14 protein-coding genes are annotated in these 23,575 nt (G+C 66.4%); 12 read left to right on the top strand and 2 right to left on the bottom strand.

The features are described 5' to 3' along the window. The first annotated feature begins 84 nt into the window (after positions 1 to 84). Both OU994_RS22455 and OU994_RS22450 read left to right on the top strand, forming a co-directional pair. A complete protein-coding gene (locus OU994_RS22455; protein WP_281607749.1) occupies positions 85 to 3,114 on the top strand; it encodes a TonB-dependent receptor in 3,030 nt (1,009 codons plus the stop codon). Between the two features lie 109 nt (positions 3,115 to 3,223). Further along, positions 3,224 to 6,424: a TonB-dependent receptor gene (locus OU994_RS22450; RefSeq protein ID WP_281607748.1), complete on the top strand. Its 3,201-nt coding sequence runs from the start codon at positions 3,224 to 3,226 to the stop codon at positions 6,422 to 6,424. Between the two features lie 278 nt (positions 6,425 to 6,702). Here OU994_RS22450 and OU994_RS22445 read toward each other — a convergent pair whose 3' ends face one another. Then, positions 6,703 to 7,521, bottom strand: coding sequence for an arylamine N-acetyltransferase (locus OU994_RS22445; protein WP_281607747.1), 819 nt, complete (start codon positions 7,519 to 7,521; stop codon positions 6,703 to 6,705). 198 nt (positions 7,522 to 7,719) lie between these two features. Here OU994_RS22445 and OU994_RS22440 point away from each other — a divergent pair, with 198 nt between their 5' ends. Continuing rightward, positions 7,720 to 8,109 carry a hypothetical protein gene (locus tag OU994_RS22440; RefSeq protein WP_281607746.1) on the top strand — a complete coding sequence of 130 codons (390 nt, stop codon included), beginning with the start codon at positions 7,720 to 7,722 and terminating at the stop codon, positions 8,107 to 8,109. A 128-nt stretch (positions 8,110 to 8,237) separates the two neighbouring features. Further along, the gene (locus OU994_RS22435) at positions 8,238 to 8,606 is read left to right on the top strand and encodes a hypothetical protein (protein ID WP_281607745.1); all 369 of its coding nucleotides are present in this window, start codon (positions 8,238 to 8,240) and stop codon (positions 8,604 to 8,606) included. 36 nt (positions 8,607 to 8,642) lie between these two features. Here the strand turns inward: OU994_RS22435 and OU994_RS22430 are convergent, their stop codons facing one another. Further along, positions 8,643 to 9,743: an NADH:flavin oxidoreductase/NADH oxidase gene (locus OU994_RS22430; protein WP_281607744.1), complete on the bottom strand. Its 1,101-nt coding sequence runs from the start codon at positions 9,741 to 9,743 to the stop codon at positions 8,643 to 8,645. Positions 9,744 to 9,834: 91 nt separating this feature from the next. Here OU994_RS22430 and OU994_RS22425 point away from each other — a divergent pair, with 91 nt between their 5' ends. The 8 genes from OU994_RS22425 to OU994_RS22390 all read left to right on the top strand — a co-directional run bounded on the left by OU994_RS22425 (position 9,835) and on the right by OU994_RS22390 (position 23,574). Next, positions 9,835 to 10,719, top strand: a complete 885-nt coding sequence (locus OU994_RS22425) for a LysR family transcriptional regulator (protein ID WP_281607743.1) — start codon at positions 9,835 to 9,837, stop codon at positions 10,717 to 10,719. Beyond that, on the top strand, positions 10,716 to 11,486 hold the full coding sequence (hisN, locus tag OU994_RS22420; protein ID WP_281607742.1) for a histidinol-phosphatase: 771 nt from the start codon (positions 10,716 to 10,718) through the stop codon (positions 11,484 to 11,486). The genes OU994_RS22425 and hisN overlap by 4 nt, the downstream gene beginning before the upstream one ends. Before the next feature lie 135 nt (positions 11,487 to 11,621). After that, positions 11,622 to 12,212, top strand: a complete 591-nt coding sequence (locus OU994_RS22415) for a PEP-CTERM sorting domain-containing protein (RefSeq protein ID WP_281607741.1) — start codon at positions 11,622 to 11,624, stop codon at positions 12,210 to 12,212. 212 nt (positions 12,213 to 12,424) lie between these two features. After that, on the top strand, positions 12,425 to 13,621 hold the full coding sequence (locus OU994_RS22410) for a DNA-binding transcriptional regulator (protein ID WP_281607740.1): 1,197 nt from the start codon (positions 12,425 to 12,427) through the stop codon (positions 13,619 to 13,621). A 5-nt stretch (positions 13,622 to 13,626) separates the two neighbouring features. Then, on the top strand, positions 13,627 to 14,661 hold the full coding sequence (locus tag OU994_RS22405) for an aldose epimerase family protein (RefSeq protein ID WP_281607739.1): 1,035 nt from the start codon (positions 13,627 to 13,629) through the stop codon (positions 14,659 to 14,661). Positions 14,662 to 14,769: 108 nt separating this feature from the next. After that, positions 14,770 to 18,120 carry a GDSL-type esterase/lipase family protein gene (locus OU994_RS22400; protein WP_281607738.1) on the top strand — a complete coding sequence of 1,117 codons (3,351 nt, stop codon included), beginning with the start codon at positions 14,770 to 14,772 and terminating at the stop codon, positions 18,118 to 18,120. 20 nt (positions 18,121 to 18,140) lie between these two features. Then, positions 18,141 to 20,474 carry a glycoside hydrolase family 95 protein gene (locus OU994_RS22395; RefSeq protein WP_281611689.1) on the top strand — a complete coding sequence of 778 codons (2,334 nt, stop codon included), beginning with the start codon at positions 18,141 to 18,143 and terminating at the stop codon, positions 20,472 to 20,474. A gap of 70 nt (positions 20,475 to 20,544) precedes the next feature. Further along, positions 20,545 to 23,574, top strand: a complete 3,030-nt coding sequence (locus OU994_RS22390) for a TonB-dependent receptor (RefSeq protein WP_373922478.1) — start codon at positions 20,545 to 20,547, stop codon at positions 23,572 to 23,574. Position 23,575: the final 1 nt, after the last annotated feature.

Raw genomic sequence — 23,575 nt, 5'->3', positions numbered from 1 at the left:
GGCAAATGATCTCGTCCTAAGATCGCATGGACTCCGGCAAACGGAGCGTGGTTAAAAAAACGAGCAGAAAAGCGAGGAGACGGTATGAAGTCCACGAAGCACATGGGGAACCGCGCGTTGCCGGCCGCGCGGTTGACGAGCCTGGCGTTGGCGATCGCCACGCTGGCGGCGCAGGCAGCGGCGCAGGAACAACCGGTACAGCCGGCACCAGCCGCACAACAGAACGCCCAACAGGGCGCACAGCAGGAAGGACAAGACCCGAACGTCGTCGTCGTGACGGGGTTCCGCGCAAGCCTGAACAGCGCATTGAATACCAAGAAGAATTCCGACGGCATCGTCGACGTGATCAAGGCCGAGGATATCGCCAAGTTCCCCGACGCGAACCTGGCCGAGTCGCTGCAGCGCGTGCCCGGCGTGGCACTGGCGCGCGGCGATGGCGGCGAGGGCAAGCAGATCACGGTGCGCGGCCTGAACGCCGGCTTCACCAGGGTGCGCATCAACGGTATCGAAGGCGTGGCGGCCACCGGTTCGTCGGACATCAACGGCAGCACCAACCGCGGCCGCGGCTTCGATTTTTCCGTGTTCGCATCGGAACTGTTCAACAGCCTGGAAGTCCGGAAGACTTCCGAGGCGGCCGTCGAGGAAGGTTCGCTGGGCGCCACCGTCGACCTGCGCACCGGGCGCCCGTTCGATTTCAAGGGCCGTACCGCCAGCGTGGGCGTGCAGGAGTACTACAACGACCTGTCGAAGAAAACCCAGCCGCGCGTGACGGCCCTGCTGTCGGACCGCTGGGAAACGCCGTACGGCAAGGTGGGCGCGCTGGTCTCCGGTGCATGGTCGAAGCGCCGCGCGCTGGAAGAGGGCTATGAAGCGGTGGACCTGCTGTCGGCCAATGCCGACGGCGGCTTCTGCTCGCCGGCCGGCGTGGCGCCGCAAAACCCCGCCAGCAACGCGGTGAAGGGCATCGATGCCGCCAACTGCGGCTTCGGCGAACCGCGCACCTCGAACCTGGCGGCATGGAACGACGTGATGGGCCGCACCGACAGCAACGGCGGCACCATCGCCAGCCCGGCGGCCGGTTCCGGCGCGTTCCATCCGCGCATTCCGCGCTACCGCCGCTCGATGACGGACTACGAGCGCACCGGCCTGACCGGCGCGCTGCAATGGCGTCCGTCGGCGGACACCGATGTCAACCTCGACCTCATGTACGGCAAGTTCGAGAACCGCCGCTACGACAACTACATCTCGGCGATCTCGTTCGGCCGCACGCTGCAGACCGCCAACGGCAAGCCGCAGACCTCGATCGTGGAATCGCACTTCGACGAGAACGGCAGCTGGGACTACGGCAAGTTCAACGGCGTGGATATCCGCAGCGAAGGCCTGCTCGACGTGTACACCACGACCTTCAAGCAGTACGTGTTCTCGGGCGGCCACCGCTTCAGCGACCGCTTCAAGGTCAATTTCCTGCACGGTACCTCGAACTCCGAGCTCGATGAGCCGATGCGCGCCACCGTGCAGTTCGACTCGCCGAACGTGGATGGCTTCTCGTACGACTTCCGGGGCAACCGCAACGTGCCGGCACTGAACTTCGGCATCGATGTGTCGAACCCGAACAGCTTCACGTTCGGCCCGCAGGAAGCGGACGGCACGCTGCATGGCCAGTTCGTGGGCCGCTACCTGAACACCCGCAACAAGCTGAAGACCACGGAACTCAATGGCGCATTCGAGCTGAACGACAACCTGACGCTGAGCGGCGGCTATTCGAACCGCAAGAACACGTGGAGCAACGTGGAGATCGGCTCGGGCGGCAACGGCCTGGCCCTGCCGGCCGGCGTGACGCTGGCCGACATCTCGCAACAGGTGTCCGGCTTCGGCAAGGGCCTGGGCGCCGCCGTGCCGTCGTCGTGGGCGGCGGTGGACCTGGACAAGCTGCGCGCCATCTACGACATCGAGTGCCACTGCGACGCGGTGCCCGGTTCGCAGTACGCCTACCTGACGCAGGCCAACCGCGCCGTCGAGGAAAAGATCGATGCGCTGTACGGCATGGTCGACTTCAACTACGACCTGTTCGGCATCGGCTGGCGCGGCAACGTGGGCGTGCGCGGCGCCGAAACGAAGGCCACGTCGATGGCGCTCATCAACGTCAACGGCCAGCTGCAGCCGAACATCGTCACGAAGAAGTACCGCGACTGGCTGCCGGCATTCAACCTGACGGCGCAGCTGCCGAAGGACGTGTTCCTGCGCTTCTCCGCCGGCAAGACGCTGTCGCGCCCGGAGTACGTGGACCTGGCGCCATCGGCCACCGTGTCCGGCCAGTCCGGCACCGTCGGTATCGGCAACGGCAACCTCGATCCGATCCGCGCCAAGACCTACGACCTGCAGGCCGAGTGGTACTACGCCAAGAACGCGATGGTGTCGCTGGGCGTGTTCCGCAAGGAGATCGACAGCTTCATCCAGACCGTCTCCGAGCGCGCCGTCTACAACACGCTGGGCCTGCCGAACGACCTGCTGGTCTTCAACGGCTGCTCGATCACCGGCGGCACGCCGGGCTGCCCGACCTCGCCGACCGATTCGGTGGTGGTGAGCCGCAAGGTCAACACGCCGGGTGGACCCCTGAACGGCCTGGAGTTCAACCTGCAGGCGCCGTTTACCTTCCTGCCCGGCGTGTGGAAGAACTTCGGCCTGCTGGCCAACTACACGCACGTGAAGTCGAAGATCACCTACATCACGCGGGTCGACAATCCGCGCACCGACGCGAACGAGCTGCTGAGCGTGCGCGCCAACTTCACGGGCCTGTCGCCGCGCGCGCACAACCTGACGTTCTTCTACGAGGACGAGAAGTTCTCGGCACGGGTATCGAAGGCGCACCGCTCCTCGTACCTGCTGGCCGTGCTGGGCGACGTGCAGGGCCACGACTTCACGACCGTCGACGGCTCGACCAATATCGACGCCAGCGTCTCGTACCAGCTGACGCCGAACCTGCGCATCTCGCTCGAAGGCCAGAACCTGACCGACGAGCCGCTGCGCTACGGCCGCGACACGCAGCGCAACGACACGCTGCTGTACGTGCACTCGGGCCGCTCGGCCGTGCTGGGCCTCAGCTACAAGTTCTGATTCCGCAGTAACACCAGGCCCGCGGCTGCGGGCTTGGTGCATTCGCAAGTGTCTTGAATCGGTAATGAACATTCAGGGCGCGAGACATCAACGCAAGAGAGGATGAGACATGCAAAGACCGCAACCGAAGTTGATAGCGCTTGCAGCACTGGCTGTGTGTGCGATAGCCGCCCACGCCAATGCCCGGCAGGCGACGGGTGACGCGGGGCAGCTGGATGGACAACAGGTCGCGCAGGCAAGTGCACCGGCGGACCAGCAGCCAGTTGCGCAGGCTGGGGGACCAGCCGATAGACAAGCCAGTGCGCAGCCGGGCGATACACAAGCGAGCGCGCAGCCGGGCGATACACAAGCGAGCGCGCAGCCGGGCGCGCAATCGAGCGGCCAGTCCGGCGCGCCGGCGGCCACCGGTTCCTCGGCCCCGCCGGCCAGCCAGGGCAGCGGCGCCGAAACCAATACCGTCGTCGTGACGGGCTTCCGCGCCAGCTTGAACAGCGCGCTGAACACGAAGAAGAACACCGACGGCATCGTCGACGTCATCAAGGCCGAGGACATTTCGAAATTCCCCGATGCCAACCTGGCCGAGTCGCTGCAGCGCGTACCGGGCGTGGCGCTGGAACGGGGCGACGGCGGCGAGGGCAAGCAGATCACCGTGCGCGGCCTGAATTCCGGCTTCACCAGGGTGCGCATCAACGGCATCGAAGGTGTGGCCGCCACCGGCGCCTCGGACATCAACGGCAGCACGAACCGGGGCCGCGGCTTCGACTTTTCCGTGTTCGCCTCGGAACTGTTCAACAGCCTGTCGGTGCGCAAGACCGCCGAGGCGGCCGTGGAAGAGGGCTCGCTGGGCGCCACCGTCGACCTGCGCACGGGGCGTCCGTTCGACTTCAAGGGCCGCACCATCAGCCTGGGCTTGCAGGAATCCTACCGGGAGATGGGCAAGAAGACGCAGCCGCGCGTGACGGGCCTGATTTCCGACCGCTGGGAAACCCCGTACGGCCGCTTCGGCGCGCTGATCTCCGGCGCGTGGTCCAAGCGGCGCGCGCAGGAAGAGGGCTACGAGGCCGTCAGCATCGTGGCGGCCAACACCGATGGCGGCTTCTGCTCGCCGGTCGGCGTGAGCCCGCAGACGCCGCCCAACGACCCGGTCAAGGGCGTGACCGCCACCTCGTGCGGCCCCGGCGCCGACCGGTTGACCGATGCCACCGCCTACAACGAAGTGTTCGGCCGCCGCGACGACTACGGCGGCCTGGTGGCCAATCCGGCCGCCGGCAACGGCGCGTTCCACCCGCGCATACCCCGCTTCCGCCGCTCGATGACCGACTACGAACGCCTGGGCATGACGGGAGCGCTGCAGTGGAAGCCGAACGCCGATACGGATGTCAACCTGGACCTCATGTACGGCAAGTTCGACAACGTCCGCTACGACAACTACATCTCGGCGATCTCGTTCGGGCGCACCATGGCGCAGGCCAACGGCAAGCCGCAGACCTCGATCGTGGATGCGGAATTCAACGGCGACGGCCGCTGGATGTACGGCAAGTTCAACGACGTCGACATCCGCACCGAGGGCCTGGTGGACGTCTACCAGACCATCTTCAAGCAGCACGTGTTCACGGTCGGCCACCGCTTCACCGACACGCTGCGCGCCAACTTCATGCACGGCGTGTCCGACTCCAAGCTGGACGAGCCGATGCGCGCCACCGTGCAGTTCGACGCGCCGAACGTGGATGGCTTCTCGTTCGATTTCCGCCGGAACCGCGACGTACCGGTCATCAATTTCGGCATCGACGTGGCCGATCCCGACAACTTCACGTTCGGCCCGCAGGAGACCAACGGCACGCTGCACGGCCAGTTCGTGGGCCGCTACCTGAAGACCACCAACCGGCTGCAGACCACGCAGGCCGACGTGGAATGGGAAGTGAACGACAACATCACGCTGAAGACGGGCCTGTCGGCGCGCAAGAACCGCTGGGGCAACCTCGAACTGGGCTCGGGCGGCAATGGCCTGACGCTGCCGGCGGGCACCACGGTGGGCGACTATACCCAGCAGATCACCGGCTTCGGCAAGAACCTGGGCGGCACCGGTGTGCCGACCTCGTGGGCCACGGTGGACCTGGACAAGTTCCGCGCCGCCTGGGACATCGAGTGCCACTGCGCCGCCGTGCCGGGCTCCGAGTACAACTACCTGACGCAATCGAACCGCTGGGTGGAGGAAAAGATCAACGCGGTGTTCGCCAGCGTGGACTTCAACTATGACGTGGGCCCGGTGACCTTCCGCGGCAACCTGGGCGTGCGCGGCGCCGAGACGAAGCTCAACTCGATGGCTTTGATCAACGTCAACGGCAAGCTGCAGCCGAACTACGGCTACAAGAAATACCGCGACTGGCTGCCGGCGCTGAACCTGACGGCGATCCTGCCGAACGACGTGTTCCTGCGCTTCTCGGCCGGCAAGGTGATGTCCCGGCCGGACTACGTGGGGCTGACGCCATCGGTGTCTGTCAACACCACCGGCCAGTCGGTCTCGATCGGCAATCCGAACCTCGATCCGATCCGCGCCAACACCTTCGACCTGCAGGGCGAGTGGTATTACGCGAAGGACGCGATGATCGGCCTGGGCGTGTTCCGCAAGGACATGAAGTCGTTCATCCAGGGCGTTTCGCAGCTCGAGACCTACGCGTCGCTGGGCATCCCGAACGACCTGCTGCAGACGCCGACCGGCTGCTCGATCACCGGCGGCACGCCGGCCTGCCCGACGCTGCCCGATACGATGGTGTCGGTCAGCCGCCAGGTCAACACCAGCGGCGGCCCGCTGAACGGCGCGGAATTCTCGTGGCAGACGCCGTTCTCGTTCCTGCCGGGCGCCTGGTCGAACTTCGGCATGATGGCCAACGTGACGCGCGTGAAGTCGAAGATCAAGTACCTGACGCGCCTCGACAACCCGCGCACGCCGGGCAACGAGGAACTGTTCATGATCACGAACTTCACCGGCCTGTCGCCACGCGCGAACAACCTGACGGTCTACTACGACGACGAGAAGTTCAGCGCCCGCGTCTCGCGCGCCAACCGGTCCAGCTACTACCGGGGCATCCGCGGCAACGTGGACGGCCACGACTACCTGGTCGCGGACGGCACCACCACGTACGACATGAGCACGTCGTACCAGGTCACGCCGCACCTGCGCATCTCGTTCGAGGCGCAGAACCTGTCGAACGAACCGACGCGCTACTACAACGATACGCAGCGGCAGGACACGCTGCTGTTCGTGAAGTCGGGGCGGACCTTTGTGCTGGGGGCGAGCTACAAGTTCTGATGGGCGGTGCGCCAGTCGTGCATGAAGCAACCCCGGTGCAAAGTCCGGGGTCAGGGAGGAGTACTGGCCTGCAGGCCAGTACCGCTACGCCGGCAAGGAGCCATGCTCCTTGAAACCCCGGCTACGCCCCGGCGGGGTGAAGCAGGGGTTTCGCGAAGCATGCTTCGCGCCTGCGGAACGATGCTGGCATGCATGCCAGCATTCCTTCCTGACCCCAGCCCTTCGCCGTTGGGGTGAAACCATGCACGACCATCACTTGCACACTTAGCAGGCATCCATCAGTCCGGCCGCCTGGCGATGCCGTCGAGCTTTGCCGCCAGGCCGGGCACGCCGCTGGCGGCGAGGCCGAAGGTATTTTCGAGCACGTCGGCGATCTCTTCGCCCGATACCAGTTCGCGGCGCACGGCGGGCAGGTCCGTCGGCTGGAACGAGTAGCGGGTGTTGTGCAGCACGTGCCGGCCCTCGTCGACCGTGCGCACGGCGATCAGGTCGCGCGTGAAATGGGAGACGGGGTGGGTCGACACATACCAGTTCGGCATCTCGAAGTCCACCGGGTAGGCCGGGCGCAGGTCGAACACATACAGGTGCAGCCAGTCGCCATCGACCTCCGCTTCCAGCCGCCATTCGTCGCCCAGGCTGGCGAGGCGGTAGCGCCCGTGCGGCGTGTGCTGCACGCTGTCCGCGACCAGGCGCAGCGGCGCGGTCGGCGTCATCTTGCCGAAGCCCGTGTCGGAAATGAAGCGTTCGCCGTCGATCTCCACCAGCAGCAGCATGTGCGTGCGGGGCGTGACGACGTCCGGCGGCGCGGTCATGCGCACCCGCGCCAGCAGCGGCGTGGCCAGGAATCCCAGCGAAGCCAGGGCGTGGCGGTACAGCGTGTTGTGCTCGAAGCAGTAGCCGCCCCGGCGCGCCGCGAATTTTTCCAGCAGCGCCGGGATCGCCAGCGACACCGGCACACCGGCAAGCGGATTCAGGTTTTCAAACGGGATGGCCTGGATATGGCCGCGCTGGAGGCGGGCCAGCGTGTCGAGGGATGGCGCAATGCCGGGCAGGACGGCGCCTGCCAGGTTCAGGTACGCAGCGATGGAGTCGGACACTGGATGCTCCCGGAAACGATAACGGAAGCAGTGTAATTCAGGCGCGGACGGAAGCCTCGACATTCTCCTAGGTCACCGGCGTGCCGCATTGACCCCGGCACCTGGCAGGAAAATTTTGTGTTTGTGACAATTCAATACATTTTCTTCCGCAGCTACCTTGCATAATGCGGGCACCCGAATCTTGCGAAAGGAAATGACGTGCAAAAGATCATCCTGCTGGCCCTTTGCGCCACCCTGGCCGCCTGTGCGGCACGTTCCAATGTCAAGCTGGCCGATCCGCAAGCCACCAAAATGGCACCGCACGTCGGCCAGGTATGCATGCTGCGCTCGCCGTTGCCGGAAGGGGTGAAGCACAAGGTCCTCGGCAACATCAACAGTTCCAAGCAGACCTACGGCAGCGTCAACGAACTGCTGCCATTGATGGCGGCCGATGCGCGGGCCATCGGCGCGGATACCGTGATCAACCTGAACACCAGCCAGAAGATGGGCGCCTGGGCATGGGCGCGGCCGGTGGGCACCGGCGTGGCCGTCAAGCTGGAAGACAAGGGAAGCTTCAACTGCGCTTCGTCCGGCGGCGAACTGCGTTGAGCGCAGCGCGGGATCCGTTGTGAAGATCCCGCAGGCCATGTTGTAGCGCAGCGGGAAACCTGCTGTGCCAGCCCGGCTTTTGGCGTCGAGATATTGCTTTATGGCATTTTCAGCGCTAGCATGGGGCCATGGCCATCTCCGCAACCAGCGCGCTCGCTTCCGGCGTCTACACCCCCACCACGACCACGGTCGTCCGCACCAGCAATGCCGCGCTGGCCGCGAAGGCGACCAGCCTGTCGTCGACGGCCGACATCGTGGCCACGCTGGGCGGCTCGCCGGCGGCGCAGCTGTATTCTCCGGCCGGACTCCTGAATACCCTGGCACAGGCCGGCACCGCATCGGCAACGCCCGGCGGCAGCGGTACCGGCACCGATAACAGCGCCGGGGGCCTCGCCAACAGCGGCGAATGGGCGGCGATCCTGAAGGCCAATCCATCCGCCGCAGCGTTCGTCATCGGTGCTTCCTATACCAGCGGCATCATCGATACGCTCGCCTGATCCGCTTTCCGGAACAACGCCTGCCGCCAGCGGCGATCAGGCCTGCATCGCGTAGCGTTCCAGCCAGTGCGCATACGGCGCCGGCAGCACCCACGACGGGCGCGCCAGGCCCAGGTCCTTCGCCGCGCGGTACGGATAGTGCGGATCGGCCAGCAGCGCGCGGCCCACCATCACCAGGTCCATCTGGCCATCCGCGATGACGCGGTCGGCATTGGCCGGCGCATCGATGCCCCAGGAGGCGGCGACGGGCAGGCCGGCTTCGCGGCGCACGCGTTCGGCGATCGGCGCCAGGAAGGCCGGGCCCCACGGGATCGCCGTCTTCGGGATCGTGAAGCCGACCGACACGTTCAGCAGGTCCAGCCCGCCGGCACGCATCTTCCGCGTCAGGGCGATCGATTCGAGCAGGGTTTCCTCGTCGCGGCCGTCGTACTCGATGACGCCGAAGCGGGCCGTCAGCGGCAGGTTCTCCGGCCATACCTCGCGCACGGCGGCCAGCGTTTCAAGCAGGAAGCGGCCGCGGTTTTCCGCGCTGCCGCCATAGATGTCGTCACGCTGGTTGGAGTGCGCCGAGAAAAAGCTTTGCGCCAGGTAGCCGTGGGCAAAGTGAAGCTCGAGCCACTGGAAACCGGCATCGCGGGCGCGCCGCGCGGCCTGCACGAAGTCGGCTTTCACGCGCTCGATGTCGGCGATCGTCATCGCCTGCGGTACTTTCGGCAGGTTGGCGCCGAAGGCGATCGCCGAGGGCGCGATGGTCTGCCAGCCGTGCAGGTCGCCTTCGGCAAGGTGGTCGTCGCCTTCCCACGGGCGGTTGGCGCTGGCTTTTCGGCCGGCATGGGCGATCTGGATGCCCGGCACCGCGCCGCCGGCCTTGATGGCGGCGGCGATGCGCGCCATGCCCTCGGCCTGGCCGTCTTCCCACAGGCCGGTGCAGCCCGGCGTGATGCGGCCTTCCGGCGAGACAGCGGTGGCTTCGACGATCACCAGGCCGGCACCGCCGCGCGCGATGCTCGTATAGTGGGCCAGGTGCCAGTCATTGGTATAGCCGTCGACGGCGCTGTACTGGCACATCGGCGGTACCGCGATGCGGTTGCGCAGCGTGACGCTTTTGAGGGTGAATTCGGTGAAGAGTGCGGACATGGGTGTGTGAAAAAATGAGGAGGAAGCACTGTAAGCGCGGCATGGCATCATGTAAACTGATGGCACCTTATCTCTCCCATTAGAGTTTGTTATGCATCCGCCGCAATGGCTGCAGTCGTTTACCGCGCTGGCCCACACCGGCAGCTTCACCCGCGCCGCGGAACGGCTGGGGCTCACGCAGGCCGCCGTGAGCCAGCATGTGCGCCAGCTGGAAGACCGGCTCGGGCCCCTGCTGATCCGCCGGCCCCGCGCGATCGAGATGACGCCGGCCGGCAGCGCGCTGTTGCAGTACTGCGCCGAGATCGAGGAAGCCGACCGGCGCCTGGCCGTGCGCATCGCCGACGAGGAAGCCTGCTGCGGCGACGTGGGGCTGATCACGCCCGGCAGCCTGGGCCTGTTCCTGTATCCGCTGCTGCTGGACTTCCAGCTGGCCCATCCCGGCCTGGCAATCCGCCACCGCTTCGCGCCCGACCGGGAAACGCTGGCCCAGGTGCTGGACAAACGCTACGACATGGGCATCGTCGCCCTGAAGCCGGACGATGCGCGCCTGGCCGCCACGCCGTTCGCCGAGGAAGCGCTGGAGCTGGTGGTGCCGGCGGCTTCCGGCGTGCGCGGCTGGACCGACCTGCAGGCGCTGGGCTTCATCGACCACCCGGAAGGCCATGCGATGGCGACGCGCCTGCTGAGCCGCGCCTTCCCCGGCAATCCGGGCATCGCCACCGTGCCGGCGCGCGGCTTTTCCAACCAGGTCGGCCTGCTGCTCGAACCCGTCGCGCGGGGCTTGGGCTTTACCGTCATTCCCACCCATGCACGCCGGGCATTCGCGCGGCAGGAAGCGATCCGCGTCATCGACATGGCCGCGCCCGTGGTCGATACGCTGTGGCTGATCCACCGTGCCGAATGGCCGCTGCCGGCACGCGCCCGCCGCGTGGCCGATTACCTGTACCAGCAACTTTCAGAGAGGACCATCCGATGACCGAGTACCTGGAGTTCGCCCGTGAACTGGCCGATGCCGCCGCCAACGCGGCCATGCCGCATTTCCGCACCCGCCTGGAGGTGGAAAACAAGGAGCAGGGCGCCTACGATCCCGTCACCATCGCCGACCGGGCGGCCGAGCGGGCCATGCGCGAACTGATTCGCGCGCGCTATCCGGAGCACGGCATCGTCGGCGAGGAAGAGGGCATCCATCACGGCAGCAGCCCGTACCACTGGGTGCTCGATCCGGTCGACGGCACGCGCGCGTTCATCTGCGGCTTGCCGCTGTGGGGCACGCTGATCGCGCTGAACGACGGCACCCGGCCCGTGGTGGGCGCGATGTACCAGCCGTTTACACGCGAGTTCTACGCGGGCACGCCGCATGGCGCCTGGCTGAACGGCGAGCCGCTGCGCACGCGGCCCTGCGCCAGCCTGGCATCGGCGCGCGTAATGACGACGGCGCCGGAAATCCTGCGCGTGCCCGCCCAGCGCGCCGCCTGGGATGCGCTGGCCGCCGACGCCCAGCTGGTGCGCTTCGGCGCCGACTGCTATGCCTACTGCATGCTGGCCGCCGGGCACATCGACGCCGTCGTCGAGGCGGGGCTGAAACCGTTCGATATCCAGGCGCTGATGCCCATCATCGAGGGCGCCGGCGGCATCGTCACTTCCTGGGACGGCGGCGATGCGCAGCAGGGCGGCACCGTGCTGGCCTGCGGCGACCAAGCGCTGCACGCGCAACTGGTGGAGCGGCTGCGCCATGCGGCGTGACCGGCCTGTCTCCATGCCAACGCTCCGATGGCTTGCCATATGAAATGAACAACGTACAACAGTATTGAATTTAACTTAACAGATTTTTTGAGCCGTGCCAGACTTTGGACTTTTACTCGACGCGAGAAGGAGGTAATGGCCGTGAAGAATAAATTGCTATTGGCACAAACGGGGCCAAAAATGAAGAAAGTCATCCTTGCTGGCATCCTCGGTGCGCTGGTATCCGCAAGTGCGTCAGCCGACACCTTGTACTTCGCCTACAAGGGATTTTATGACGCATACAATGGCGTCCTGAAGCCCGATGAGAGCCTGACAGGGCATTTCGTTGCCAACGATCTGAACAATGATGGCGCCTACTCGAAGAACGAACTGGTGTCATTGAAAATCGGCAGGCTCAACCTCGGGAACGTTTGCGAAAGTTATTCGGACGGTTATTTCATCTCCTACTGCGTCAAAGCCTTTTCGTATTCCGCCAGCGAAGGCTTGACGATCGATGCATACCATAACGTCAGTGTCGAACACAACGCTCATTATAACTCGGTAAAAACCGGCGAATTCTACGAGTACAGATGGCATGGATACGAGTCGGGCCATATTACCCGTTGGACCTGGACGCCGGAGACCAAGTTCGTCACCAGCACAAGCCCTGTTCCCGAGCCGGCATCCATCGCGATGCTGGGCCTTGGCCTGGGCACGCTGATGCTGGCCCGCCGCCGCCGCCGCTGATCGTTTTCCTGCACGCTGTTCGCGCGGGCAGCGTGCAACCGGTCCAATTCCGCGCGAGCTTGAAAACGTTATCAAGAATCGCAACGCCCGCCGGTGAATTTCATAATTGCCCGCCGCTTCCCCCGTGAGCAGAATTGCCACACGATCGCCCGTTGCGCCCTCTCAACTATTACAATGGCGCCCACCGAACGGAGCATGGGGAGACAAACCAGATGCTGAGGACGCACCGCATCGCGCTGCTTTTCAACGCCAACAAGATTTTCGACCGTGAAGTCATCACCGGCATCGCCGGTTACCTGGCCAGTACCCGCACCGCGTGGGACCTGTTCCTGGAAGAGGACTTCCGGCTGCGCCTGGCCGGCATCGACGGCTGGCAGGGCGACGGCATCATTGCCGACTTCGACGATCCGCTGGTGGCCAGCGCGCTCGCGTCGACGCGGGTGCCGCTGGTGGCCGTCGGCGGGTCGTACGAGAATGCCGCCGACTACCCGGCCGGCGTGCCGTACGTGGCCACCGATAATTTCAAGCTGATCAAGCTGGCCTACGATCACCTGATCGAGGCGGGCCTGCGCAACATCGCCTGTTTCAGCCTGCCCGAGGCGCAGGAAAACCGCTGGGCGCAGCAGCGCGAGAAGGCCTATTGCAAGCTGCTGTTGCGCGACAAGCTGCAGCCCGAGGTGTACCGCGGCCACGCCACCAGCGCGCAGCACTGGAGCGAGGCCGTCGAGCAGCAGATCGCCTGGCTGCACAGCCTGCCCAAGCCGGTCGGCATCATCGCGGTGACGGATGCGCGCGCCCGCCAGCTGATGCAGGCTTGCGCGCTGGCCGGCATCGAGGTGCCCGAGCAGGTGGCCGTGATCGGCATCGACAACGATCCGCTGGCGCGCATGCTGACGCGCATTCCCATGAGTTCCGTGATCCAGGGCGCCCAGGAAATGGGCCGCACCGCCGCCCACCTGCTGGACCAGATGCTGCACGGCGTGCGCCTGCCCGACACGCGCATCCTGGTGCCGCCGGCCGGCATCAACGTGCTGGCCTCCAGCAAGCACGAGGCGGGCAAGCACCCGCACGTGATGCGCGCGCGCCACTTCATCCGGCAATACGCCTGCCAGGGCATCAAGACCGACCAGGTGGCCGAGTATGTCGGCATCTCGCGCTCGTCGCTGGAAGCGCATTTCCGCGCGGAGCTGGGCCGCAGCGTGCACGACGAGATCCTGCGCCTGCGCCTGGAGGCGGCCACCGGCTTCCTGGCCCGCGGCGGCTGCAACCTGGCCGACGTGGCGGTGCGCTGCGGCTTTACCTCCAGCCAGTACATGCACTCGGTGTTCAAGCGCGAACTGGGCTGCACGCCGCGCGCCTGGCAGGAACGCCAGCGCGGCGCCGAAACCACCGGCGACGTCCCCGGATGAACATCATGCCGCCCATCGCCGCCTCCGCCGCCACGGCCCAGCAATTCACGCTGACGAACGCCTGGGGCATGCGCGTGACGATCAGCGAGCGCGGCGCGGCACTGGTCTCGTGGCTGGCGCCGGACCGCTACGGCCGCATGGCCGACATCCTGCTCAGCTATCCCGAGAACGAATACCTGCGCCACCATCGCCATGCCTGGTTCGGCGCGATCATCGGCCGCTGGGCCAACCGCATCGCGCGCGGCCGCTTCAAGCTCGATGGCCGGGTGGTGCAGGCCGACGTCAACGACCGCGGCAACCACCTGCATGGCGGCGACGCGGGCTTCCTTTCGGCGCACTGGGATGGCGAACTGGCGCACGGCGGCCTGGCGCTGTCGTACGTGTCGCCGGACGGGCAGGGCGGTTTCCCCGGCACGCTGGCCGTGCAGGTGTTCTACCAGCTCGACGACGACGGCAGCCTGTCGATCGAATACCAGGCCACCTGCGATGCGCCGACACCGGTCAACCTCAGCTCGCACCCGTGCTTCAACCTGAATGGCGGCAGCGCCGACGTGGGCGACCACATGCTGCGCATCGATGCCGACCATTACCTGGCCATCGATGAACTGGGCATTCCGCTGGGCCGCGCCGAGGTGGCCGGCACGCCGTTCGATTTCCGGCAGCCGGCCGCGATCGGCCCGCGCATGCGCTGGCCCGACCCGCAGATCCGCGTGGCCGGCGGCTTCGATCACTGCTATTGCCTGCCATCCGACCCGCGCGAGCCGGGCCGGCTGCGCAACGTGGCGCGCGTCATCGATCCCGGTTCGGGGCGCCAGCTGGACGTGGCCACCACCGAGGCGGGGCTGCAGTTCTACAGCGGAAATGGCTTGACGGGCGTGCGCGGGCGCCACGGTGTGACTTATTCGCGACACGACGGATTCTGCCTGGAAGCGGGCGCCTATCCCGACCAGCTCAACGGCAAGGGCGCCGCGGCCGTGATTCTGCGGCCTGGCCAGGTGTACCGGCAGACCACCGTATACCGAGTGTCGCTACAAAGCTGAAATATCGTTCGGGCAACTGGTCAATTTCGTAATTGATGCGTGCAACCGTCCACCGCCAGAATGCTGTCAGCACCACGTAAGGTGCCAAAACCATAACGACGAGACGCCATGCGCCATTCCCTTGCGCTGCTGCTGGCGGTTGCTGCCGCACATGCGGCGGCCGCCGGAGCGGATACGCCTGATCCACTGACGCTGTTCAAGAACCGCCCGGCCGCCGGCTGGAAAGTGACGGTCGCGGACCCGGAAAACAGCGTGCCGCTGGCCGGCACCGGCACCGTCGTTCCCAAATCGATCAAACAACCGGACGCTGTCGTGCGCGCCGTCGCCGGCAAGGTGGCGGGCCGCGATGCCCTCACGCTGGCATGGCAAAAGACCTGGTATGCCAGCCTGCGCTTCGAACACGCCCCCCTGGACCTGCGCCCCTACCTCGCCAGGGGCATCGTCGCCTTCGACCTGAACGTGCGCGAGATGAAGAACGGCGGCATCGACTTCAAGCTCGATTGCGGCAAGGATTGCGAGCGCAAGGTGCCGTACGTGCTGCCGGGCCGCGCCGCGTCCGGCCAGGGCTGGAAGAGCGTGTCGTTCGCGCTGAGCTGCTTCCAGCGCCAGGGCGATACTTTTGAATCGGTCATGAAACCGTTTTCAGTGGAAGCGACGGGGCAGGGCGAAGTGGCCATCGCCAACCTGCGCATCCTGAAGACCGGCACGCCGAATACCGCCTGCCCCGACTACCGCACGCGCTCCGTGACCGCCGAGCCGCTGAACGAATCGTGGGCCATCGACTGGTGGATGCCGCGCCACGAGCAGCGGGTGAAGGAAAATGCGCAGCTGCGCGCCGCCGGCACGCCGCCGCAGCTGGTGTTCATCGGCGATTCGATTACCGAAGGCTGGGCCAAGGAAGGCAAGGAAGAATTCGCGCGGCGCTACGCCCGCTACCACCCGGTCAACCTGGGCTTCGGCGGCGACCGCACGGAGAATATCCTGTGGCGCCTGCAGCATGGCGAAGTCGATGGCATCGACCCGAAAGTGGCGGTGCTGATGGCCGGCACCAACAACACCGGCAGCCGGCAGGAAGATCCGGCAACCACGGCGGCCGGCCTGCGCCGCGTCATCGACGAGCTCCAGCAACGCCTGCCGAACGCGAAGATCCTGCTGCTGGGCGTGTTCCCGCGCGACGCGGCCGACAGCCAGTCGCGCCGCATCAACAACGCCATCAACCAGCGCATCGCGGCATTCGCCGACAACCGCCGCGTGTTCTTCGCCGACATCGGCAGCGCCTTCCTCGACGAGGCGGGCACGCTGTCGAAGGACATCATGCCGGACCTGCTGCACCCCAACGCGCGCGGCTATGCAATCTGGGGCAAGGCGATGGACCCGATCCTGCAGCCGCTGCTGACCGGCTACCGGTGGGACAGCGTGCCGATCGGCGGCGGCGGTTTCGTGCCGGCGGTGATCCCGACCACGGAGCGGGGCGTGGTGTATGCGCGCACCGACGTCGGCGGCGCCTATCGCTGGACCAGCGACCGGTGGGTGCCGCTGCTGGACTGGCTGTCGGAAGAGCAGACCGGCCTGCTCGGCGTGGATGCGCTGGCGGCCGACCCGCGCGATGCCTCGAAAGTCTACCTGCTGGCCGGCATCGCGTACCACAACGGCGGCCGCACGGCGATCCTGCGTTCGCGCGATTACGGCAAGACCTTCGCCGTCACCGACGTGACCGCGCAGTTCAAGACCCACGGCAATGGCGCGGGCCGCAACAACGGCGAACGCCTGGCCGTCGATCCCGGCGCGGGCAATGTGCTGTACGTGGGCACGCGCGCCAACGGCCTGTTCCGCAGCGACGATTTCGGCGCGACCTGGCAGCGCCTGCCGGGCCTGGACGTGACCACCACGCCGAACGGCGCCGGCATCGCCTTCGTCATCCCCGATCCGGCCAGCGTGAAGGCCGGCGGCACGGCGCAGCGCCTGTTCGTCGGCGTATCGCGTGGCGGCACCAACCTTTTCAGGAGCGACGATGGCGGCGCCACCTTCGTGCCGATGGATGCCACGCCGGACGGCCTGATGCCGCAGCGCGCCGCGCTCGACGGTGCCGGCCACCTGTACGTGACGTTCGCCAACGGCGCCGGCCCGCACCCGCGCGGCGACGAGAAGATGGACCGCGGCGCGATCCGCAAGTACGGCATCGCCGCCCGCTCCGGCCAGGACGTGACACCGAAGGGACAGCCAGCCTCCTACTCCGGCATCAGCGTGGACCGCAACGATCCGCGCCGCCTGCTGGCCTCGACCATCTCGCTGTATGCGCCGCAAGGCCGGGAAAAGGGCGATGCCAAGGGCGACCGCCTGTACCTGTCGACGGACGGCGGCACCACGTGGACCGACCTGGTCGCACGGGGGTTCGCGATGGACCGCGCCGGCGTGCCATGGGTGAAGGGCCACGCGATCCACTGGGCCAGTTCGATCGTCTTCGATCCATTCGATCCGAAGGCCGCCTGGGTCACCTCCGGCAATGGCGTATTCAAGACATCGGACCTCGGCGCGGCGACCGTCACCTGGCGCTTCGACGTGAAGGGACTGGAAGAAACGGTGCCGCTGGGCCTCGTCAGCCGCCCGGGCGCGCCGCTGGTGTCGACCATCGGCGACTACGACGGCTTCATCCACCCGGACCCGAAACAGTACGGCCGCATCCACGAACCACAGATGGGCACCACCTTCGGCCTGGCCTACGCGGCGCTGCAGCCGCAGGTGCTGGCGCGCGTGGGGAAGTCGGTCTACGTGACGCGCGATGGCGGCGCCACGTGGCGGCTGGGGCGCGGCGCCAATGGCATCGACGGCATCAAGGGCCAGCTGGCGCTGTCGGCCGACGGCAAGGTGCTGCTGCATTCTCCTGAAAGGTCGCGCGTGACTTTCCGATCGCTAGACGATGGCGACAGCTGGGCACCCGCGCAAGGCATCGCTGGCGCGCGCCCGGTGGCCGATCCGGTCGACGCGCAGCGTTTCTATGCCTACCAGGACGGTGCGTTCCTCGTCAGTACCGACGCCGGCCGCACCTTCGCCGCCAGGGCGCAGCTGCCGAAGGGCGGCTCGGACCTGGTGCGCGCCGCGCCGGGCCGCGCCGGCGACGTCTGGGTGCCACTGAAGAATGGCGGCCTGGCCCGCTCGGTCGATGGCGGCGGCGCGTTTTCGCTGCTGAAGGGCGTGACGTATGCCGGCGCGATCGGCTTCGGCAAGGCCGGGCGCGATGGCGCTTACCCGGCCATTTACCTGTGGGGCACGGTCGACGGCCAGCGCGGCCTCTGGCGTTCCATCAACGAGGGCGCCGACTGGGTGCGCATCAACGACGACGCGCACCAGTACGGAGGTCCGGGCGATGGCGGTTTCGTCGTCGGGGACATGAATACATTCGGGCGCGTGTACATGAGCAGCGCCGGCCGGGGCATCGTGATGGGAGAGATTGCAAAATGAGGCGGATATTGTTGACCGCGATGTTGTTCGTGGCGGCCGCCGTGCAGGCGGCGCCCGACCTGGTGCTGCGCTACGACCGCCCGGCCACCGACAATGCCGAGGGGTGGGAGCGCGAGGCCCTGCCGGTCGGCAATGGCCGCATCGGCGCGATGGTGTTCGGCCAGCCGGACCGCGAACACCTGCAGTTCAACGACATCACGCTGTGGACGGGCGATGCGAAATCGATGGGCGCGTTCCAGCCGTTCGGCGATGTCTTCGTCGACCTGCCTGCCCACGCCGCCGCCACCGCTTACTCGCGCACGCTGGACCTGGCCCGCGGCCTGCACACGGTGCGCTACACCGTGAACGGCGTGCGCTACCAGCGCGAAACCATCGCCAGCCATCCGGCGGACGTGATCGTGCTGCGCCTGACCGCCGACAGGCCGGGCGCCCATACCGGCGTGGTGCGCCTGACCGACCAGCATGGCGCGCACGTCAACGCCTTCGGCAACCGCATCCGCGCCACCGGTTCGCTGGCCGGCTTCGTGGTGCCGCGCGAACGGGGCAACCAGTGGACGCCGGCGCAGCAGCCGCTGACCGGCAACCAGATGGACTACGCCGCGCAGGTGCAGGTGGTGCACGAAGGCGGCAAGGTGGCCATGGAAGGCGACACGGTACGTTTTGAAAACGTCGACGCGCTGACGCTGGTGCTGGGCGCCGGCACCAGCTATGTCCGCGATGGCAGCGTGGATTTCCAGGGCGCGCATCCGCTGGCGCGTGTCACCGCGCAAGTGGACCGCGCCGCGGCACGCCCATGGTCCGTTTTGCAGGCTGAACAGGAAAACGATTTCAAGAGCCTGTTCGGCCGCCTGAGCCTCGACGTGGACGGGGCCTGGGAGCCGCGTATCGCCGAAGAGCGCCGCGCGCTGACGACCGACCGCCGCCTGGCCGCCTACACGAAGAACGGCAACGATCCCGAACTGGAGACCCAGGTATTCCAGTATGGCCGCTACCTGCTGATCGGCAGCTCGCGCGGCCCGCTGCCGGCCAACCTGCAGGGCCTGTGGAACAACAGCCTCACGCCGCCGTGGAATGCCGATTACCACACCAACATCAACATCCAGATGAACTACTGGCCGGCGGAAACGGCCAACCTGTCCGAACTGGCGCAGCCGCTGTTCGGCTTCGTCGAATCGATGGTGCCGTCGTACCGCCGGCTGGTGGCGGAAAGTGCGGCCAATCCGTCGCGCGATGCCGAGGATGGGCAGGTTGTCGAGACCTTCCTGCGCAAGGATGGCAAGCCGGTGCGCGGCTGGACCGTGCGTACCGAAACCAACCCGTTCGGCTACATGCAGTGGAAGTGGAACAAGACGGCCAACGCCTGGTATGCGCAGCACTTCTGGGAACACTACGCGTTCACCCGCGACAAGGCGTTCCTGAAGACGGTGGCGTACCCGCTGCTGAAGGAAGTCAGCCAGTTCTGGCTGGACTACCTGAAGCAGCTGCCGGATGGCACGCTGGTCGCGCCGAACGGCTGGTCGCCCGAGCACGGCCCCGTGGAAGACGGCGTGGCCTACGACCAGCAGATCGTCTGGGACCTGTTCCAGAACACGGTGGAAGCGGCCGGCGAACTGAAGACCGACGCCGCGTTTGCCCGGCAGGTGGCCGCCACGCGCGACCGGCTGGCGGCGCCGAAGATCGGCAGCTGGGGCCAGCTGCTGGAATGGATGGAAGAGAAAAAAGATCCGGTGCTCGACACGCCGAACGACAACCACCGCCACGTGTCGCACCTGTTCGGCGTGTTCCCCGGCCGGCAGATCACCCCGGCGCGCACGCCGAAGCTGGCCGAGGCGGCCCGCGTGTCGCTGGCGGCACGCGGCGACGCCGGCACTGGCTGGTCGATGGCATGGAAGACCGCGTTCTGGGCTCGCCTGGGCGATGGAAACAAGGCCCACGCCATGCTGCGCGGCGTGATCGCCACGCCGGGCGCGCGCGCCCAGGAGCACAAACCGGGCACCGAGGAAAACACGGCGGGCGGCATGTATCCGAACCTGCTGGACGCGCACCCGCCGTTCCAGATCGACGGCAATTTCGGCGTCACCGCGGCCATCTGCGAAATGCTGCTGCAATCGCACGACGGCGAACTGCACCTGCTGCCGGCATTGCCCGCGGCGTGGCGCAGCGGCTCGGTGACCGGCCTGCGCGGGCGGGGCGGCTATGAAGTGGACATGACGTGGCGCGACGGGCGGTTGACGTCGGCGACCGTCAAGGCGAAACCGGGCAACGGGTCCGGCACCGTGCGCGTGCGCACGGGTGCGAAGACCGTGATTCTGAAAGTGAAGCAGGGTGAAGCAAGGGAGCTCGGCGCGCTGTAGCGCCGAGTCCGCCGCCAGGCGTGCGGTGGAAGCCCTGGACACCAGGGCCCGGAAAATTATTTTTGAGGAGATGCAGGTGAAACAATTCAAGCTCAATGCGATGGCTCTTGCCGCCGCGCAGATCGCGTTCATGGCCGGTGCGGCCCACGCGCAAACCGCCGATGCCGGCAATGCCACCACCGCGACCGTGGTCGTGACGGGCCAGCGCGCATCGCTGGAAAACGCCCAGAAGATCAAGCAGAACTCGGACGAGATCGTCGATTCGATCGTCGCCGCCGATATCGGCAAGCTGCCCGACAAGTCGGTGACAGAGGTGCTGCAGCGCGTGGTCGGCGTGACGATCGACCGCACCATGTCGCGTTCCGATCCCGAGCACTATTCGGTCGAAGGCTCCGGCGTGTCGATCCGCGGCCTGTCGTGGGTGCGTTCGGAACTGAATGGCCGCGACTCGTTCTCGGCCAACGGCGGCCGCTCGCTGAACTTCGAGGACGTGCCGCCCGAGCTGATGGCCGGCGTGGACATCTACAAGAACCCGTCCGCCGAGCAGATCGAAGGCGGCATCGGCGGCCTGGTCAACCTGCGCACCGCGCTGCCGTTCGACTTCAAGGGCCGCAAGGTCGCGCTGTCGGCGTCCACCACGTATTCGGAACTGAAGGGCGGCAAATGGTCGCCGTCCGCGTCGATCCTGCTGTCGGACCGCTGGAAGACCGGCATCGGCGAAGTGGGCGTGCTGGTCGACTTCGCGCACTCCGAGAGCGGCACCCGTACCGACGGCTTCCAGGTCGAGCCGTACTACCCGCGCAGCAATATCGTCGACGGCCGCACTGTCTGGATCCCGAAGGGCGCGCAGTGGCGCACGCTGAACTTCAACCGCGAACGCCAGGGCCTGTACGGCGCGCTGCAGTGGAAGAAGGATGCCAACCTGCGTTCGCACGTCACCTTCTTCAAGTCGAAGTACGACATGCAGTGGGACGAGAACGCGATCTTCGCCGCGTCGAACCCGTATAACTTCCAGGTCGCGCCAGGCGCGACGTGGGGTGCCAACGGCCAGTTCCTGACCGGCACGTTCTCCTCGCCGCAGGACGGCGGCATCGACTACGGTGCCGATACGCGCGTGGCCAGCCGCAAATCCGACACCACCGACATTTCCTGGAACGTCGAATGGCGCGTGGGCGACAGCTGGACCTTCACCTCCGACCTGCAGCGCATCAAGGCCAAGAGCAACGGCTTCGATTCCACCGTGGCCACCGCGGTCAAGATGCCGACCCAGACGCTGGACCTGACCGGCGACCGCCCGAACCTGATCTTCAACGACGCCCAGCGCGCCCACCTGGCCAATCCGGGCAATTACTACTGGAACTTCACGCAGGAACACCTGGACCAGAGCGAGTCCGAGTCGAAGGCGCTGAAGCTGGACGCCAAGTACACCTTCGACAACCCGGTGCTGCGCGACGTGCGCTTCGGCGTGCGCTTCACCAAGCGCGACGCGACCACCGAACTGTCGAACCCGGACTACCACTGGGCAGCCGTCACGGCGCCATGGATGGGTTCCTCGATCAGCAAGCTGGCCTACCTGTCGGATCCGCGCTTCGCCGGCAACACCTACCTGGGTACCTTCGACAACTTCTTCAACGGCAAGGCGAACGTGCCGTCCGTGGTGTTCCCGAACGTGTCGGTGGCCACCGGCTTCCCGCAGAGCTACGCCGCGCTGCACGAGTACTACCAGATCCTGTGCCGCGAAGCGGCCGCCAACGCGGGTACCGCACCGAATTGCGCGCCATGGACCCCGGCGGCCTTCGGCGGCAACCCGTCCGGCATCAACGAGCAGGAAGAAAAGACCAAGGCGTTCTACACGCAGCTGCGCTTCGGCTGGGATGACCTGAAGATGCCGATCGACGGCAATATCGGCGTGCGCTACGTGAAGACCGACATGGATGCCAACGGCTACACGGTGTTCAACAACACCAGCGCCGTGGTCAATCCGCCGCAGACGCTCAGCGGCGTGCCGATCCCGAATATTCCCGCTTACTCGGCCGGGCAGAACTACGAGAATTCGTACAGCAATGTGCTGCCGAGCCTGAACCTGCGCCTGAAGGCGCGCGACGACCTGCAATTCCGCTTCGCGCTGGCCCGTGCCATCTCGCGGCCGGACTTCTCGCAGCTGCAGGGCTACACCACGCTGTCGCAGTCGACGGACACGACGACGACCACCTTCCCGGGCCGGCCGTCCAACGTCAACATCAATGCCGTCAACCAGACCGGCGAAGGCAAGGGCAACCCGATGCTCAAGCCGATCAAGTCCGACCAGCTGGACCTGACGGGCGAATGGTACTTCGGCAAATCCAGCTCGATCACGCTGGCCATGTTCCACAAGCGCCTGAAGGACATCATCGTCAACCAGACGTACCAGTACGCGATCCCGGACGTGAACGGCCGCATGTACAACTTCAACGTGACCGCTCCGGTGAACGGCGCGAGCGGCCGCGCCACCGGCTTCGAGGTGGCCTACCAGCAGTACTTCGACAAGCTGCCGGGCGCCTGGGCCGGCCTCGGCGTGCAGGCCAACTACACCTACGTGGACAGCAACACGAAACTGTCGACCAGCACGTTCACCGCCTACTGCACCGGCGGCAACAACGTGGCGAACGTGAACCTGAACCAGAACGGCTGCGATACCAACGGCCAGTCCTTCGGCGACCTGCCGCTGCAATACCTGTCGAAGAACGCCTACAACCTGGCGCTGCTGTACGACTACGGCAAGTGGTCGGCCCGCGCGGCATGGAGCTGGCGCTCGAAGAACCTGCAGGGCGTGAACGTGAACGGCACGCGCGGCGGCGACGGCACGGATACCAATCCGAACAGCGCCACCCCGGGCGCCACCAACATCGGCTGGGCACTGCCGACGTGGGCGGACGACTATGGCCAGCTGGACGCTTCCGTGTCGTACCAGTTCAACGAGCGCATGCAGATCGTCGTCGACGGTTCGAACCTGACGGACTCGAAGTACAAGCAGCTGATGCAGCAGGGGATCGGCATGATGGGCCGTGCATGGTTCGTCTCGGGCCCGCGCTATTCCGCGAAACTGAACTACTCGTTCTAAT

Origin of the sequence: Pseudoduganella sp. SL102 (genome assembly GCF_027856995.1) — a bacterium.
Taxonomy (GTDB): Bacteria; Pseudomonadota; Gammaproteobacteria; order Burkholderiales; family Burkholderiaceae_D; genus Rugamonas; species Rugamonas albidiflava.
This window is presented reverse-complemented; position numbering and strand designations above follow the sequence as displayed.